At 39.6% G+C, this 15,783-nt stretch carries 15 protein-coding genes and 1 tRNA gene; 4 read left to right on the top strand and 12 right to left on the bottom strand.

From position 1 onward, the window contains the following. Positions 1-10: 10 nt before the first annotated feature. The 3 genes from mutS to argR all read right to left on the bottom strand — a co-directional run bounded on the left by mutS (position 11) and on the right by argR (position 3,405). Complete coding sequence (gene mutS / locus KJS37_RS08980; RefSeq protein WP_213496975.1) at positions 11-2,518, bottom strand: DNA mismatch repair protein MutS; 2,508 nt, start codon at positions 2,516-2,518, stop codon at positions 11-13. Between the two features lie 103 nt (positions 2,519-2,621). Next, complete coding sequence (locus KJS37_RS08985; RefSeq protein ID WP_213496977.1) at positions 2,622-2,969, bottom strand: YlbF family regulator; 348 nt, start codon at positions 2,967-2,969, stop codon at positions 2,622-2,624. Next, complete coding sequence (gene argR / locus KJS37_RS08990) at positions 2,959-3,405, bottom strand: arginine repressor (protein ID WP_017369538.1); 447 nt, start codon at positions 3,403-3,405, stop codon at positions 2,959-2,961. Before argR ends, KJS37_RS08985 begins: the two co-directional genes overlap by 11 nt. Before the next feature lie 374 nt (positions 3,406-3,779). On the opposite strand from argR, the gene argS reads away from it, so the two are divergent. Further along, entirely contained in the window at positions 3,780-5,468 is a 1,689-nt protein-coding gene (gene argS / locus KJS37_RS08995) for an arginine--tRNA ligase (protein ID WP_165712317.1), read from the top strand. 313 nt (positions 5,469-5,781) lie between these two features. Beyond that, positions 5,782-6,450 carry a TFIIB-type zinc finger domain-containing protein gene (locus tag KJS37_RS09000; RefSeq protein WP_213496979.1) on the top strand — a complete coding sequence of 223 codons (669 nt, stop codon included), beginning with the start codon at positions 5,782-5,784 and terminating at the stop codon, positions 6,448-6,450. Between the two features lie 61 nt (positions 6,451-6,511). On the opposite strand, the gene KJS37_RS09005 is transcribed toward KJS37_RS09000, so the two are convergent. The 5 genes from KJS37_RS09005 to KJS37_RS09025 all read right to left on the bottom strand — a co-directional run bounded on the left by KJS37_RS09005 (position 6,512) and on the right by KJS37_RS09025 (position 9,007). Further along, positions 6,512-7,396, bottom strand: coding sequence for an NAD(P)-dependent oxidoreductase (locus KJS37_RS09005; RefSeq protein WP_213496981.1), 885 nt, complete (start codon positions 7,394-7,396; stop codon positions 6,512-6,514). A 10-nt stretch (positions 7,397-7,406) separates the two neighbouring features. Next, positions 7,407-7,613, bottom strand: a complete 207-nt coding sequence (locus KJS37_RS09010; RefSeq protein ID WP_213496983.1) for a hypothetical protein — start codon at positions 7,611-7,613, stop codon at positions 7,407-7,409. 53 nt (positions 7,614-7,666) lie between these two features. After that, positions 7,667-7,749: transfer RNA gene (locus tag KJS37_RS09015), tRNA-Leu, on the bottom strand. 47 nt (positions 7,750-7,796) lie between these two features. Further along, on the bottom strand, positions 7,797-8,165 hold the full coding sequence (locus KJS37_RS09020) for a DUF1634 domain-containing protein (RefSeq protein WP_213496985.1): 369 nt from the start codon (positions 8,163-8,165) through the stop codon (positions 7,797-7,799). Then, positions 8,162-9,007, bottom strand: a complete 846-nt coding sequence (locus KJS37_RS09025) for a sulfite exporter TauE/SafE family protein (protein WP_213496987.1) — start codon at positions 9,005-9,007, stop codon at positions 8,162-8,164. The genes KJS37_RS09020 and KJS37_RS09025 overlap by 4 nt, the downstream gene beginning before the upstream one ends. Positions 9,008-9,116: 109 nt before the next feature. Here KJS37_RS09025 and KJS37_RS09030 point away from each other — a divergent pair, with 109 nt between their 5' ends. Both KJS37_RS09030 and zwf read left to right on the top strand, forming a co-directional pair. After that, entirely contained in the window at positions 9,117-9,296 is a 180-nt protein-coding gene (locus KJS37_RS09030; RefSeq protein ID WP_165712325.1) for a hypothetical protein, read from the top strand. 23 nt (positions 9,297-9,319) lie between these two features. Beyond that, positions 9,320-10,807 carry a glucose-6-phosphate dehydrogenase gene (gene zwf / locus KJS37_RS09035; RefSeq protein ID WP_213496989.1) on the top strand — a complete coding sequence of 496 codons (1,488 nt, stop codon included), beginning with the start codon at positions 9,320-9,322 and terminating at the stop codon, positions 10,805-10,807. Between the two features lie 167 nt (positions 10,808-10,974). Here zwf and KJS37_RS09040 read toward each other — a convergent pair whose 3' ends face one another. The 4 genes from KJS37_RS09040 to KJS37_RS09055 all read right to left on the bottom strand — a co-directional run bounded on the left by KJS37_RS09040 (position 10,975) and on the right by KJS37_RS09055 (position 15,701). Further along, positions 10,975-11,502, bottom strand: coding sequence for a YqeG family HAD IIIA-type phosphatase (locus KJS37_RS09040; RefSeq protein WP_096368923.1), 528 nt, complete (start codon positions 11,500-11,502; stop codon positions 10,975-10,977). A gap of 71 nt (positions 11,503-11,573) precedes the next feature. Further along, positions 11,574-12,704 carry a molecular chaperone DnaJ gene (gene dnaJ, locus KJS37_RS09045; RefSeq protein WP_017369549.1) on the bottom strand — a complete coding sequence of 377 codons (1,131 nt, stop codon included), beginning with the start codon at positions 12,702-12,704 and terminating at the stop codon, positions 11,574-11,576. A gap of 212 nt (positions 12,705-12,916) precedes the next feature. Beyond that, on the bottom strand, positions 12,917-14,143 hold the full coding sequence (locus KJS37_RS09050) for a coiled-coil domain-containing protein (RefSeq protein ID WP_165713978.1): 1,227 nt from the start codon (positions 14,141-14,143) through the stop codon (positions 12,917-12,919). A 181-nt stretch (positions 14,144-14,324) separates the two neighbouring features. Beyond that, positions 14,325-15,701, bottom strand: a complete 1,377-nt coding sequence (locus tag KJS37_RS09055) for a CHAP domain-containing protein (RefSeq protein WP_017369551.1) — start codon at positions 15,699-15,701, stop codon at positions 14,325-14,327. Positions 15,702-15,783 lie beyond the last annotated feature (82 nt).

Consider the following 15,783-nt stretch of genomic DNA (forward strand, 5'->3'; position numbering starts at 1 on the left):
AAACCAAATCTTATAGTCTATCTTTAAGCTCCCACAAAAAGTTTAAAGCTTCACGCGCCGTCATATTATCGACATTCGTTTCTTTTAACATTTCAATCAGCTCTTGATGATTGTCTTCAAATGCAAAAAGACTCAATTGTTCTTTTTCAACTTCAGGTGCCTTACTCATCACCGGCTTATTCTCCAATTTTTGCAGAATAATGTCAGCACGTTCAAGTAATTTTGAGGGCAGTCCTGCAATTTTAGCAACATGAATACCATAGGATTTATCTGCTGGACCTTCCGTAATCTTATGCAAGAAGGTCACATCACCCCCCTTCTCTAAAGTAGCAACGTGTACATTTTCTAGCTCTTCAAGACTGTCTGACAACTCCGTTAACTCATGGTAATGCGTCGCAAAGAGCGTCTTAGCATGGATATTATCATGTATATACTCAATAATCGACTGCGCCAGAGCCATTCCATCATAAGTTGCAGTGCCTCGTCCAAGTTCATCAAAAATAATTAAAGAATGCGACGTAGCATGTTGGATAGCATGATTGGCTTCCATCATCTCAACCATGAAGGTCGACTCACCTGAGATTAAATTATCACTTGCACCAATGCGTGTAAAAATCGCATCAAATATTGGAAGTTCAGCTACCTCAGCTGGTACGAAAGAGCCCAACTGTGCCATAATGACAATCATCGCAAATTGACGCATGTAGGTTGATTTACCAGACATATTTGGCCCTGTGATGAGTTGAATTGCAGTTTGATCTGGTAAATTAATGTCATTTGGTACGTATTCTTGAGCTCCGAGAACACTCTCAACCACAGGATGACGCCCTTTTATAATGTTGACCTTACGCTCAGGAGTAAAAATTGGACGGATATACTGGTATTTTTCAGCAACGGTCGCTAGGCTTTGCAAACAATCAATACTGGCAATTGCTTTTGCTAATTTCTGCAAGCGCGAGATATACTGTTCAGTCTCTGTACGTACTTGCGCAAAAAGATCGTATTCTAAAACACTCGATTTTTCACGCGCTTCAAGCATAATTTCTTCAATTTCAGCCAACTCTTTTGAACCAAAACGTTCAGAATTTTTCAACGTTGCCTTACGATAAAAGTGGTCAGGAACACTGCCAAGCTGACTCTGCGTAATATGGAAATAATAACCGTCTTTGCGGTTAAAATCAATTCTTAATGTCGGGATTCCTGTATTGACTTTTTCTTTCGCTTCCAACTCTGCTATCCATGAGGTACCGTTTGTTAAAGCTTCCCGATATTTATCCAGTTGCTCATTATAACCTGTCTTAATGACTCCTCCTTCAGTAATGACACGCTGGGCTGATTCATCAATTGCTTGGCGTATTAAGCTGATAAGTTCCGGAATTTCATCAAGTTGAGAGATTAAAGGGTCCAGAGCCGCATTGTTCATGGTCAGTAAAACATTTTTAATGCCTGGGACATTAGACAAGGAATTTTCTAACTGTAAATAATCAACGGGAAGAACTTTACCGAAGGACACACGAGAAGCCAGGCGTTCAAGGTCATAAACTCCCTTTAGAGCCTCAATCAAATCTGCACGTTCAAAGAAATTATCCACAAAGAGTTGCACAATATCCGCACGTTTCTTGATTTCACTGGAAGAAATCAACGGACGGTCTACCCAGCTACGGAGTAAACGTGTGCCCATAGCTGTTTTGGTTTCATCAAGCAACCAATAGAGCGTCCCATGTTTTTTTCCTTCTCGCTTATTGGCGGTTAACTCTAGAGAAGACTTCGTTGCAAAGTCCATTTGCAGAAAATCTTTTATTTCATAATGTTCCACTTCCTGCAAGTGACTCAAATCCCTTAATTGGGTGCGATTAACATAGGCTAGGAGTTTTGAAGCTACTTGATTCTCCAAGGAAGAAAGTGTTGATGAAATATCTTCATAATCATATTGTTCTGAAACCATCACATTCAGCTGTTTTTCAAAAACATGTCTATCATCGTCTGATAGCTCATATCCAACAACAATTTCACGTGCTTTTAGGGATGATATCTCACTGAGTGCTGATGAAAAATCAGATAACTGCGTTGCTTTGAATTCGCCTGTCGATAGATCCATATAAGCCAAAGCAAATGTCGCAGCGGATTGATCTAGAGCCACTAAAAAGTTATTCTCCGTTGTTAGGCCCACATCTACAGCTGTACCTGGTGTGATAACTTGAGTGACAGCACGTTTGACGATACCAACAGCTGTTTTAGGATCTTCCATTTGCTCTGCCACAGCAACTTTATGGCCCAGACTTACAAGTTGTTCGATATATTGCTCTGCTGAATGGTGAGGAACACCTGCCATCGGAATCGGATTTTCTGCATTCTTATTGCGCGAAGTCAGAGATAATTCTAAAATTTGGGCTGCATTCACTGCATCTTCATAAAAAAGCTCGTAAAAATCTCCCATGCGAAAGAGCAAAAAAGCATCTGGATAATCAGCTTTGATATCAAGATATTGCTGCATTCCTGGTGAAATTTTTTCAGACATATAATTCTTCTTTCTTTTGAAAATTCTTTGCTTCTATTATAACATACAAAAAGCCAGCTCAACCTTGTAGGTAAAACAAAAAGGACACAAGATCCTTTTCCTATCATCCTTCATGTCCTAAGGCTTCATTAACTTTACTTTCTATCTCACCTGTCACATAGTTCAAAAGAGCATCAACAGGCTGCATTTTTAAAAGATAGTCTTCAACTAAGGGGTCATTTTTTAGAGACTTGTGTATGCTTTGTGCTGCATTGGATGTCTCTTTAAAGGCCTGTATCTTGCCTATTTTTTGATAGAGAACAGCCTCTTTCTGAAGCTCCTTCATTTTACTTTGTTGCTCAAACACTTCTTTTTCTTTTTGTAAGGCATCTTCTGCTTTTTGAAAGGCCTTAACATAATCCAAATCAAGAATATGAGCTATCAATTTTTCTTTACTTGCATTATAAGGCATCTTCAATCTCCAAGGCTAAACTTTCTGCTGTCGCTTCATCCCTGCAGATGAGCAATAAGGTATCTGCACCAGCCAAAGTCCCTAAAATTTCTGGTCGTTGCTCATCATCAAAGGCATTCGCCAAAAGATCTGCCTCTCCTAAGTGTGTATGTACAACTACGTTAACACTAGCTACATCAACTTTCAGTACAAAGTTAGTCAAGTATTGTTGTAACAAAGATTGTGAAGGAGAATTAAGCTCTGTCAAAAAAACATAAAAGCTCTTGCCATCTTCACGTTTTTTGATAATATGCAACTCACGAATATCACGTGACAAACTCGCCTGAGTAATCTTTACCCCTCTAGATTCTAGGACACTCTGAAGTTCTTCCTGTGTCGCAATCTTATTTTCAGAGATAATTTGCTTAATTAAATTTAATCGTTCTTCTCTTTTCATAGTCTCATTATAGCATAAAAATAACAAACAAAATACAGGAATGAAGGCGCATTTATCATTATCTCAACTTATTATTTATACATATTTTCCCTCTTGGGATAAAAATATATGCACCCATCCTCATAAGACCAATGGATAAAGAGACCTCTTCCTTGCTTCAACCATTCCATCTTCTAATCCAAAATGTATAAAAATACAAAATATATCTTTTATTATTTTTTCAGTCCGTAAATTCAACACATCGCACAAAAAAACATCTATGAAAAATAATGCTCTTTATCCTATGAGTTATTTGGCTCACTTCACTCATAAAGCTTAAAATTTAACACAATAAGCACTATACTTTTTTATTTCTATTATGGTATAATTATTCCATGAATGAAAAACTATTAGCAGCAAAATCTTTGTTCGCCGTACTCGATGGTGCGCTTGAACTCGAACAAATCGAAAATTTGCTTGAAAAACCAAAATCATCAGAAATGGGCGACATCGCATTTCCAGCTTTCAGTTTAGCCAAGACTTTGCGCAAAGCCCCACAAATCATCGCTGGTGAAATCGCTGAGAACATTGATGCTACTGGCTTTGATAAAGTAGTTGCTACTGGTCCTTACGTGAATTTCTTCCTTGACAAAAAAGCTGTTGCCACAGCAGTTATCAATGAAGTTATCACTGAAAAAGAAGACTATGGCGACCAAAATATCGGTCATGGTGCTAATGTTCCTATTGACATGTCGGCGCCAAACATCGCCAAGCCTTTTTCTATTGGTCATTTGCGCTCAACAGTCATTGGGGACTCTCTTTCGAAGATTTATGAGAAGATTGGTTACAACACGATCAAAATCAATCACTTGGGAGATTGGGGTAAACAGTTTGGTCTCTTGATCACTGCTTATAAAAAATATGGGGATGAAGCAACAATCACTGCTAACCCAATCGATGAGTTATTGAAGCTCTATGTGCAAATCAATGCCGAAGCTAAAGAAGATCCAGCGGTAGACGAAGAAGGTCGTGCTTGGTTCCTTAAGATGGAACAAGGTGACGAGGAAGCCCTTCGCATCTGGAAATGGTTCTCTGATGTCAGCTTGATTGAATTTAACCGTATTTACGGTAAATTAGGTATTGAGTTTGATCACTTTACAGGTGAATCTTTCTACTCTGATAAGATGGATGCCGTTGTTGAAGACTTAGAATCAAAAGGCTTAATGCACGAATCTAAAGGTGCGATGGTTGTCGACCTCGAAAAGTATAACCTCAATCCTGCTTTGATTAAGAAAACTGATGGTGCAACCTTGTACATCACACGTGACTTGGCAACAGCAATGTACCGTAAAGCAACTTTTGATTTTGTAAAATCACTTTATGTTGTTGGTGGCGAGCAACAAAACCACTTCAAACAATTAAAAGCAGTACTCAAGGAAGCCGGTTATGACTGGTCAGATAACATGACACACGTGTCCTTTGGTATGGTTACGCAAGGCGGGAAAAAATTCTCAACACGTAAAGGTCACGTTGTTAAACTAGAGACAACACTTGACGAAGCGGTAGAACGTGCTCTGAAGCAAATCAACGAGAAAAATCCTGACTTGCCAAACAAAGAGCGTGTCGCACAACAAGTTGGTGTTGGTGCCGTGAAGTTCTACGACTTAAAAACAGACCGTAACAATGGTTATGACTTCAACCTTGAAGAGATGGTCTCATTTGAAGGTGAGACTGGCCCATACGTACAATATGCGTATGCACGTATCCGTTCAATCTTACGTAAAGCAAACTATGTACCGCAACCAGTCAATGTTGAAGAAACACCAGCTGAAGCTTGGGAAATTGTGAAGTTACTCCAAGACTTTGGTAACATTGTTAAACGCGCTGCCGATAAGTATGAGCCTTCTATCATTGCGAAATACTCAATTTCCTTGGCACAAGCTTTTAACAAATATTATGCACATGTACGTATCCTTGAGGACAACGAAGGGCTTCAAGCACGTTTAGCGCTTGCTAATGCAACTTCTCTTGTCTTAAAAGAAGCATTGCGTCTGCTTGGTGTGGAAGCACCAGAGGAAATGTAAGTTTTCAAAGTTACAAAAATAATTTTAAAAATGAGCTGAGGATAGTATCAAAATCCTTTGGCTCATTTTTTTCATAGATGTTAGTGCAAAAAAATTAACCTCCTACAGATGATTGTCATTGAAATGTAAAACATTGAGCTGATTTATTCTTTTTTGATAAAATTAAGCTGGGATTTTTCATAAATACTCAAAAAAATAATCACAAGGAAGTAAGGATGTCTGCAAGTAATCTGGATAAGAACTTTGAGCTCATACCGTCACCTAAAAAACCGAAGGCTAAAGGTTATTGCAAAGGTTCATCGGAGAATCTACAATGAGAAATAAAGCTATGAAAGCTATCAACTGTCAAAATTGTGGGGCTTCTGACTTTATAAACTTAAACGGTAAAACTATTTGCGCCTACTGCCATACTGAATACAGAATATCAAACTCTAAATATCGTCATCGAAAATTTTTCTCGATAACAATAAGTCTTTTTGCTATTGTTATCCTATCATTATTAAAATACGTACAACCGTTCTATCTGCAGCAAGCAAAAGAACCCGCTTCCCCTAGTACTGAAATACAAAACGAAAAATACGAAAATACTCAAAAGAGCGACGAGCTGCCATCAATTCCTCCTCCAGAACAAAAATATAGCTTTGCAGACAAAAAGAAGTTTGCTCACGACAATATTACCAAACTTCAAGGGTGGAATTTGGAAAAATTTAATCAAATCCAAGTCGCCCAAACCCATCTTTCAGAAAACAACAAGCATTTGACATACAGTGAGGGAGATCTTTTTACAACTGTCATCCAGAATGTGGGGAGTCAGCCTACTCATCTCAAAGAAGATATTGATGGCTATTTTAACCCTATTCACGTGGCAACTTGGAGTACAGGAGAGTTACTTGCAGAAGGCTATGTCTCAATCATCATCGTTTACGACGATACTACGAATAATATCATCAGTAAACATTTATCAGGTTCACTCTATGAATAGATAGAAAACGAAGATATAAATAAAATCCACTACAATTTTGTGTGGATTTTATTTATATCTTCTATTTATTCGGTCTCACGCCTTCTGGCCACCAAAGTTTAATCAGCGCTTGGGTACCATCATTTTCATATCCTTCTCCTGCTAAACGATCATAAAGTTTTTTCGCTCCTGCTGTGGCAGGAAGTTCAATCCCCATTTTTTCAGCCTCAACTAAAGCAATTCCTAAATCTTTAATAAAATGTTTAACGAAGAAGCCCGCACTAAAGTCCTCACGTAAAATACGTGGTGCATAATTGGTCATTGACCAAGTAGCAGCCGATCCGCCGCCCACTGTTTGAAGGACTTTTTCTACATCTAAACCAGCTTTATCTGCATAAACCATTAGTTCTGTCATTGCAGTCATCGTTCCCGCAATTGCGATTTGATTCGCCATTTTGGTATGTTGGCCCGCTCCTGCTGCACCTTGACGTGTAATTGTTTTACCTATAGTTTCAAAGTAAGGCAAGAGATGTGCATAGGCTTCTTCCTCACCACCTACCATGATCGTTAAGCTGGCATTCTTCGCCCCAATGTCACCTCCCGATACTGGAGCATCTAAAGCCGAAGCTCCCGCTTCTTTTGCAGCCTGATAGATCTCTTGTGCCAAAGCAGGCTCTGATGTTGTCATATCTACTAGAAACGTACCTTGTACATCTGCCTTAAATACACCTTTTTCGCCGAAATAAATTTCGCGAACATCTTTGGGATAGCCTACAATAGAAAAAACAATATCCGTTACTTCTGCAATTTCTTGCGGTGTCGCGCAGTAAGTTGCTCCACGCGCTACTAAAGAATCAGTTTTTGCTTTTGTTCTATTATAAACATACAGCTCATTGCCTGCATCAAGTAAATGACCTGCCATTGCTGCGCCCATTACTCCTGTACCGATAAATCCGATTTTTGCCATGATTTCTCCTTTATTTGTTCAATCTTCTTTGCCTTGCTACTGTTCGACGTAAGACTTTTATCTTTTGATTACGGTAATCTTCTAACTTATAGCTTTTCAGCAATTTTTCAATCCCAATACGCGTTAAGCCAACTTCCTCTCCTATATTTGCTAATGCGCGGAGGGGGTTTTCATCTATACGCTCCTGTAGTTCTTCTTTTGTCAATCTTCTTGCCATATATTCACCTCTTAAATAAAAAAATCCCGCCTAAGCGAGATTGTAACTAGTTATGGGGGAGAGGGGATTTGAACCCCCACGCCCTTACGAGCACATGCACCTGAAGCATGCGTGTCTGCCATTCCACCACTCCCCCAGCACTACCTATAATACCAGTTTCAATAGTGTTTTGCAAGAAATAGCTTACGCGCCTGTATGCCCTAAAAAGATGGCTAAAATCAGGACTGCAAGTACCAACATTGTAATAATGACGTACATCTTATCGCCCTCTTTTGTGAAGGCAAAAATAGAAGCAACCACACGAAGTACAGGTGTTAAGATTAAAAGAAACAGACCAGTCATAAGCCAAGCGAAGGGTTTAAAAGCGACAAGCCCCTCTGCAATTTCCGACAAGCCTCGAGGATAAGTCGTCCCTAGGTAACCAGAATGCCCCGTGAAAACAAACATCATTAAACCAATAATGATGATTGCCGAACTAATAAATACACCTGTCCTTAAAATTTTTCCTATTCTGAGTTCAATTTCAAGTAATTTTTCTTTTTCTTCTGTCATAAGCCAAGTCCTTTAAGTATCATTTGTAAAGCCATAAGACCAATTACAGGAATAAATATCAAACGAATCGTCCGAGCAGGTAAATGTGGCATAATACGTGAGCCAATGGCTGCCCCCGCTACAATCCCTATCGCTAAAGGGCCTGCTAAGGACGGATTAACATAACCGTTAAAGAAATAAACTGTCGCTGACGCTGCTGCAGTTACGCCAATCATGAGGTTTGAGGTTGCGGTTGACGGTTTTAGTGGCATTTTCATCGTTGTATCCATGGCCAAAACCTTAAACGCCCCCGAACCGATACCTAAAAGCCCAGAAGCTATACCCGCCCCAAACATAATCGTTGCACCAGCTGGAACTTTTTCCACTTGATAATCAACTTCTTTTCCTGTTTGTTTATCAAAGTAAGATGAATTAAGCTTCATCTTTTCTGCCCACTTGTCTGAGGTAACGTTTTGTAAGACTTTTTCACCTTGGTGTAGCTTGCGCCACATATTGTAGGCTTGAAAAATTAATAAACAAGCAAAAAGAATATTTAATACCGCAGCATTAAATAATCCAGCTAAAAATGCTCCTAGTAAGCCACCAATCGTAGTAAATATTTCCAAGAACATGGCAACACGAACATTGACTAGATCATCTTTTAAATAGGAAATGGCGGCACCTGAACTTGTTGCAATAACAGCGACAATACTTGCACCGATTGCATACTTTATATCCACACCAAAAAAAGAGGTAATAATCGGAGTGATAATAATTCCACCACCAAGACCTAAAATGCTTCCTACAATACCGGCAACAACGCCAAGTACAAGCATAGAGAGTGTAAAAGTTAATAAAGACATATCCCTATTCTATCACTTTCATGCGAAAGAATCTCAGTTCAAAGGTGCAAAGATAATTTTGTGATATAATTTTCTTAGTAGTAAATTTTTCTAATACAAGGAAATCATTATGAATCGTAAAGAGCTTGAAGAAAGACTTCAAAAAGAATTAAACTTACCTTTTTATCGTGCTAAAATTGCTGAGCGTAACTACACAGAAGCTGAGTATCAGGATATGAAGACCCAATTAAACAAAGACTATCTAGACTATGTCGATACCTATATCGACTATGCTGAGAATGATGTTTGATAATTAATAGAAAGAAGATATTTATGAGTAAACAAGTACTTTTTACCATGTTTGGTGCAACTGGTGACCTCGCAAAACGAAAACTTTATCCCGCCCTTTTCCAACTTTATAAAAAAGGTGAGATTGCTGAAAATTTTGCAGTGATTGGTACTGCTCGTCGTCCATGGACCGATGAGTATTATCGCCAAATTGTCATCGAATCTTTGTCCGGTTTAAGTAGTAACCAAAAAGAGCTCGACGCATTCTCAAGCCACTTCTACTATCAAAGCCATGATGTAAATGATAGCAGTCACTATCATGCCCTCAAAGAGCTCGGAGATCAGCTCCGAGAAAAGTACGATACTGCCTGCAACCAAGTTTTCTATCTGGCTATGGCACCACAATTTTTCTCAATCATTGCTAACCACCTCAAATCAGAAAAGATTCTGACAGGTAAAGGTTTTGAACGCGTCATTATCGAAAAACCTTTCGGAAGTGATTTAGAAACAGCTAAAGAACTGAATACTGCACTTAAAGATGTCTTTTCGGAAGATCAAACCTTCCGTATCGACCACTATCTCGGAAAAGAAATGATTCAATCCGTTTCAGCTATTCGTTTTGCTAACCAGATGTTTGAATCAATCTGGGACAAAGATCACATCGATAATGTACAGATTACATTTGCTGAAAGTATTGGTGTTGAAGATCGCGGTGGTTATTACGAAACGAGCGGCGCGCTTAAGGATATGATTCAAAATCATGTGCTTCAGGTTTTGGCTTTACTGGCTATGGAAAAGCCTCAAACTTTTACACAAGAAAATATTTTGAAAGAAAAGGTCAAAGCTCTCCACAGCATTCGCAAATATTCCAAACAAGAAGCTCTTGAAGCCTTCATCCCTGGACAATATATTGAAGGTAAAATTGACGGTAAAGAATTTGCGGCATATCGTTCTGAGCCTTCTGTAGCGCCAGATTCTAATACAGAAACTTTTGCTGCTGGGAAATTCCTTATTGATAATGACCGTTGGGACGGCGTACCTTTCTACGTACGTAGTGGAAAACGCCTGACAGAAAAAGGCACACGTATCAATATTGTCTTCAAACAAGATCCTAACAATATTTTTGATACAGCTCTTGGGGAAAACATTCTTACAATTTATATCCAGCCTACTGAAGGTTTCTCGCTTACAATCAACGGTAAAGAAGTCGGCCAGGGCTTCAATATCGCCCCTATCAAATTGGGGTACCGTCATGATGCAGCAATTTTAGGAAATTCTCCTGAAGCTTATGAAAAACTCTTGCTTGATGTCCTGCATGGTGATGGTACCAACTTCTCCCACTGGGAAGAAGTTTCCCGATCTTGGGAACTCATTGACGTCATCCGTCAAGCATGGGATGAAGCCCATCTAGATCTTCCGAAATACCCTGCAGCAAGCATGGGACCACAGGAGGCATTTGATCTTCTCGACAAAGATGGAAAACATTGGATCTGGCAACCCGACCAATGGTATAAAGAGCGTGGTTTAATGTAAATAAAAAAGAAACTTCATTGAGGTTTCTTTTTTTCCACACATTTATTCACAGTTTTCCACATTTTTGTGAATAAGGTGTGCAAAACTGTGGAAAACTTGGGATAAGTAGAAAGATATAGTGGAAAACCTCTGGAAAAGACTGATAAAATAACTCTGCATCAGCAGAGTTACAATCTCGTATTCCATTTTGGATAACCGTATTTTCGAATCAACTTTTTCCACACACGACGCTCACGCCAACGGTTAAACTTGGTACTCCAACCGTCAGACTCCACCAATTGTTTCACGAGAATACTGCGAACACCTGCACGATGAGCTGCTCGAATATCTGTCATTAATTGATCCCCAACCATAATGACATGGTCTGGTTGTTCCCCAAGTTTAACTAAGGCTTTATTTATCCCCCAAGCAAAAGGTTTCATCGCACGTGAAACAAAGTCAACATCAAATTTAGCAACTGCACGTTTGACGCGGTCATGTTTGTTGTTAGACACCACAATAACCTTTATACCATTTGTACGCATAGTTTGTAGCCACTGGTGCAATTCGGGCGTGCCGTCAGGATTATTCCAAGCGATAAGTGTATTGTCTAAGTCCACCATAATTCCCCGGATATCTCGCCTTTTCAAGTTTTCCACATCCAAGTTATACACAGCTTCTAAAAGATAGTCTGGTTTATAATTCACAAGTTTCATAAAAACATTATATCAGATACAACCTCATTTACCTAATTGATAAATAAAAAAAACTGTCTAATGACAGTTTTTTATTTAAATTTATCGAAAAAACCTTTTTTCTGCTCTGAAACATTTTGTCCGCTAGCTTTTGCAAACTCACGCAAAGCATCACGTTGGGCATCATTCAGCTTTTCAGGTGTTACAATATTAATCACAACGTGTTGGTCCCCCTGACCATTGCCACGTAGTTTAGGGGCCCCTTTACCCTTAAGACGGAAGTTGGTTCCTGTTTGTGTACCAGCAGGAATCTTCAACTTCACATTACCATGAACGGTTGGTACTTCAATCTCATCACCTAATGCTGCTTGAACAAAGTTCAATGGCATTTTGTAATAAATTTCACTGCCATCACGTTCAAATTTATCACTCGCAGCTACTTGGAAGCGTACATAGAGATCACCGTAAGGACCTCCGTTTTCCCCAGCATCACCTTGGCCTTGAAGACGCATTTGTTGACCTGATTCTACACCAGCTGGTACTTTTACCTTAACAGTATGAGCCAATTTTTCGTGACCTGTACCATGACATGTTGGACAAGGAGATTTGATTTCTTTACCTGTACCATGACAAACATCACAGACGACATTAGTTGACATACGACCTAACGGGGTATCGCGAATAACTTGGGTTTGACCTCGTCCATGACATTTATGACATGTTTCAGCATGAGTACCAGGCTTAGCGCCTGAACCCGCACAAGTATGACAGAGCTCTTCACGATGGTACTTGATTTCTTTTTCAACACCGAAAATCGCCTCTTCAAATGTCAAATTGATACGATATTGTAGATCATCCCCTTGACGTGGTGCATTCGGATCAGCTTGTCCCCCACCGCCGCCAAAGAAGCTTGAGAAAATATCTTCAAAACCACCAAAGCCGCCTGCACCTTGGAATCCGTCAAAGCCAGAGAAACCACCTTGACCGCCACCAAAGCCACCATTAGCACCTGCGGCACCATATTGATCGTAGCTGGCGCGTTTTTGTTCATCACTTAAAGTTTCATAAGCTTCTTGAACTTCTTTGTACTTGTCTTCTGCACCCGGATCTTTATTAATATCTGGATGATACTTTTTAGACATCTTTCGATAAGCTTTTTTAATTTCGTCTTGGCTGGCATTTTTATCCACACCTAGGCGTTCGTAAAATTCTGTGTTATTCATATGATTTAAACCTTCTTGACATGGAATTTTTTAGAGACTTACTTGGTTTTTCAACCACTTACTCTCTAAAAGTAGACTATATTCACTTCTACCATAATCTATTTTAGCATTTTTTATGACTTTTGGCAAAAAAATTAGCACTCTAATATAAAGAGTGCTAAAATATTGAGATAAAAAATACAAACCGCAGTTTGTATTTAAATGTCATTTAATTATGGACGAATGAAACTTACACCAGCTGTTGAACATTCACGTGTTGTTCCCCAACCGCCGTTGAAGTTTCCTTCAATAACTGTCATTTTTGAACCAGATACAGAAAGAACAACTGCAACGTGTCCTACGCCGCCTGCGCCTTGATTACCTGGTGGGAATACAGCAATTGTACCTGCTGCAGGTCCACTGTTGGCATAAGCCACCCAGTCGCCAGCATTTCCCATGTATGTTGGCATGTTACCACCAAAGTAGTCCCAGACAAATGCAGTACATTGACCAGCTGGATAAGGGTTAGTACCACTGTGTCCTGGATTTACTGGTTCTACTGGTTTAACTGGACCTGGATCCGGAATTGGATCTGGATCTGGTTTAGAAGAATTACCATTGCCGCCTGTATTATTTCCAGTCGATGGTGTAGAAGAATTGCTATTATTAGCAGCTGGAGCTGTATTAGAAGCTACAGGTGCTGCTGCTACAGCTTTTTCCTGTTGAGCTACTACAGACTTCGCTGCTGCCGCTTTTTCTGCTGCTGCTGCTTTTTCTGCTGCTTTTTGAGCTGCTGCTTTTTGGCTTAATAAATCTTGCTTTTTACCTTCTGCAGTAGTTACTGTAGCCTGGTAGTCTAACTGAGCAACTTTGAGAGCAGCTTCTTGTGTCGCCAACTCATTAGCTTGCGCATCTAACTCTTGTTGGAGTTTTGTTGCTTCAGCATATTTCTTTTGGTTATCAGCTAACTTCGTTTGAATAGCTTTTTGATCAGCTTGTTGTTGCTCAATCATTGACTTGTTAGCGCCAGCAACAGTTGCCATTGCTGTCATTTTTTGAATCGCATCTGTTAAAGATTTTGAGTCCAGTACAGCAGACATATAGTTTGTTGCTGAACCATCGGTTTGTGCACTACGTGCTTGAGCTTCAAGAGCAGTATTGCGTTCCTTGATACTCTCACTCAACTTTTGAATCTGTTGTGATTGTTCTTTTTGTTGAGCCATCAACTCATTAACTTTTTTAGTCATTGATGTTTGCTTTGATTTTAAAGTGCTTACTTGTGATTGAATTGAATCAACTTGTGCTTGCGCTTTAGCAGCTTCACTTTTTGCATTAGCGATTTTTGAATCTTGTTGTGCAATTTTTGAATCTGTTGAATCAGCCTTTACGGCAGCAAAAGGTGCGCCAGCCGTAAGCACGACTGTCGAAAGCATCAATGCTGTAATAAGTTTTTTCTTCATAAAATTTTAAATTTGCCTCCCTAGGTTAGTTCGGTGAATATAGTATATTGTATCATGTGCCTACACCCATTTTGTAACAAATCAATTACAGTTACGTTTAAGTTTGTTGCCGCAGGTTTCTGTTTTTTATCAATGCACAAAAAAACAAGCAATATTTCGATTACTTGTTTTAAATTATTTCTTAGGGACGGATGAAACTTACACCTGCAGCTGAAACTTCACGAGTTGTGCGAATACCGAGGCCTCCACCATTAGGACCTGAGAAGTTTGTTTCTGAGACAGTAAGTTTATTACCATTAACAGCTGTGACTACGGCAACGTGTCCTACGCCACCAGCACCTTGGTTTCCTGGAGGGAATACAGCAATCGTACCAACTGCTGGTCCACTATTAGCATAGACTACCCAGTCACCTGCGTTACCGGCATAAGTAGGGATACTTCCACCAAAGTAGTCCCAAACACCCCAAGTACATTGTCCCCATGGATAAGGGTTGCTCAAGCTTGATCCTGGAGTACTTGTTGAACCTGAACCGCCAGATACATTATTATTGTTAGAATTATTTGATCCTGTATCTGGGACGTTATTTGTATTTGAGTTTGAACTTGAGCCAGTATTCGTATTTGTTGTAGTATTGTTATTTGATACTGGTTTACTTTCTTCTACAGCTGGTGTCGATACTGCTGGTGCAGTGGCCGCTGGAGTTGTCTCAACTGGGGCAGTAACAACTGGTACTGTTTCTGTACTTGCAGCTGTTTTATTTTCGCTCTTAGTTGCTGCTGCTTGTTCTGCTTGGGCTTTCTGAGCGGCTTGGGCAGCTTGCTCTGCTTTAGCTTGTTGAGCTTCTACTGCTGCTGCTTGTTTAGCTGCTGCTTCTTGGGCAGCGACAGCTGCTGCTTTTTGGTCAATCAAACTTTGTTTTTTGCTTTCAGAGTTAGCAATTGTCGTTTGGTAATTCAATTGAGCAACTTTGAGGGCGGCTTCTTGGCTTGCCAACTCGTTACTTTGTGCTTCTAACTCTTGTTGAAGTTTTGTAGCTTTAGCGTATTTTGCTTCATTATCTTTCAACTTAGCTTGAATAGCTTTTTCATCTTCTTGTTGTTTTTCAAGCATGGCTTTGTTGGCACCAGAAACGGTTGCCATCGCTGTCATTTTTTGAATTGCATCAGTCAAAGATTTTGAATCCAAGATAGTAGACATATAGTCTGTCGCTGAACCATTTGTTTGAGCGCTGCGTGCTTGTGCTTCAAGTGCTGTATTACGTTCTTTGATGTCTTTGTGCAAGCGAGCAATCTCTGCAGATTGTTCTTTTTGCTCCTTCATCAATTTATTTACTTCATTTGCTGTTGAAGTTTTTTTAGATTGTAAGCTATCTACTTGTGATTGAATCGCATCTACTTTTGCTTGTGCTTCTGCAGAAGAACTCTTAGCAGCGCTGATTGCTGCATCTTGTTTTGCGATTTGATCGTCTGTGCTGTCGGCTTTTACCGATCCAAGGCTTGCCCCCGATGATAAAATGACCGTCGACAACATTAGTGCTGTGATAAGTTTCTTTTTCATAGTTTTCTTTTCTTCCCGTTTTCTATAATTTATAAATATAACGCCAAGATAGTCCCAAGTATAACACTCTTTTATAACTTAA

It is taken from the genome of Lactococcus formosensis, assembly GCF_018403745.1.
GTDB classification, from domain to species: Bacteria; Bacillota; Bacilli; order Lactobacillales; family Streptococcaceae; genus Lactococcus; species Lactococcus formosensis.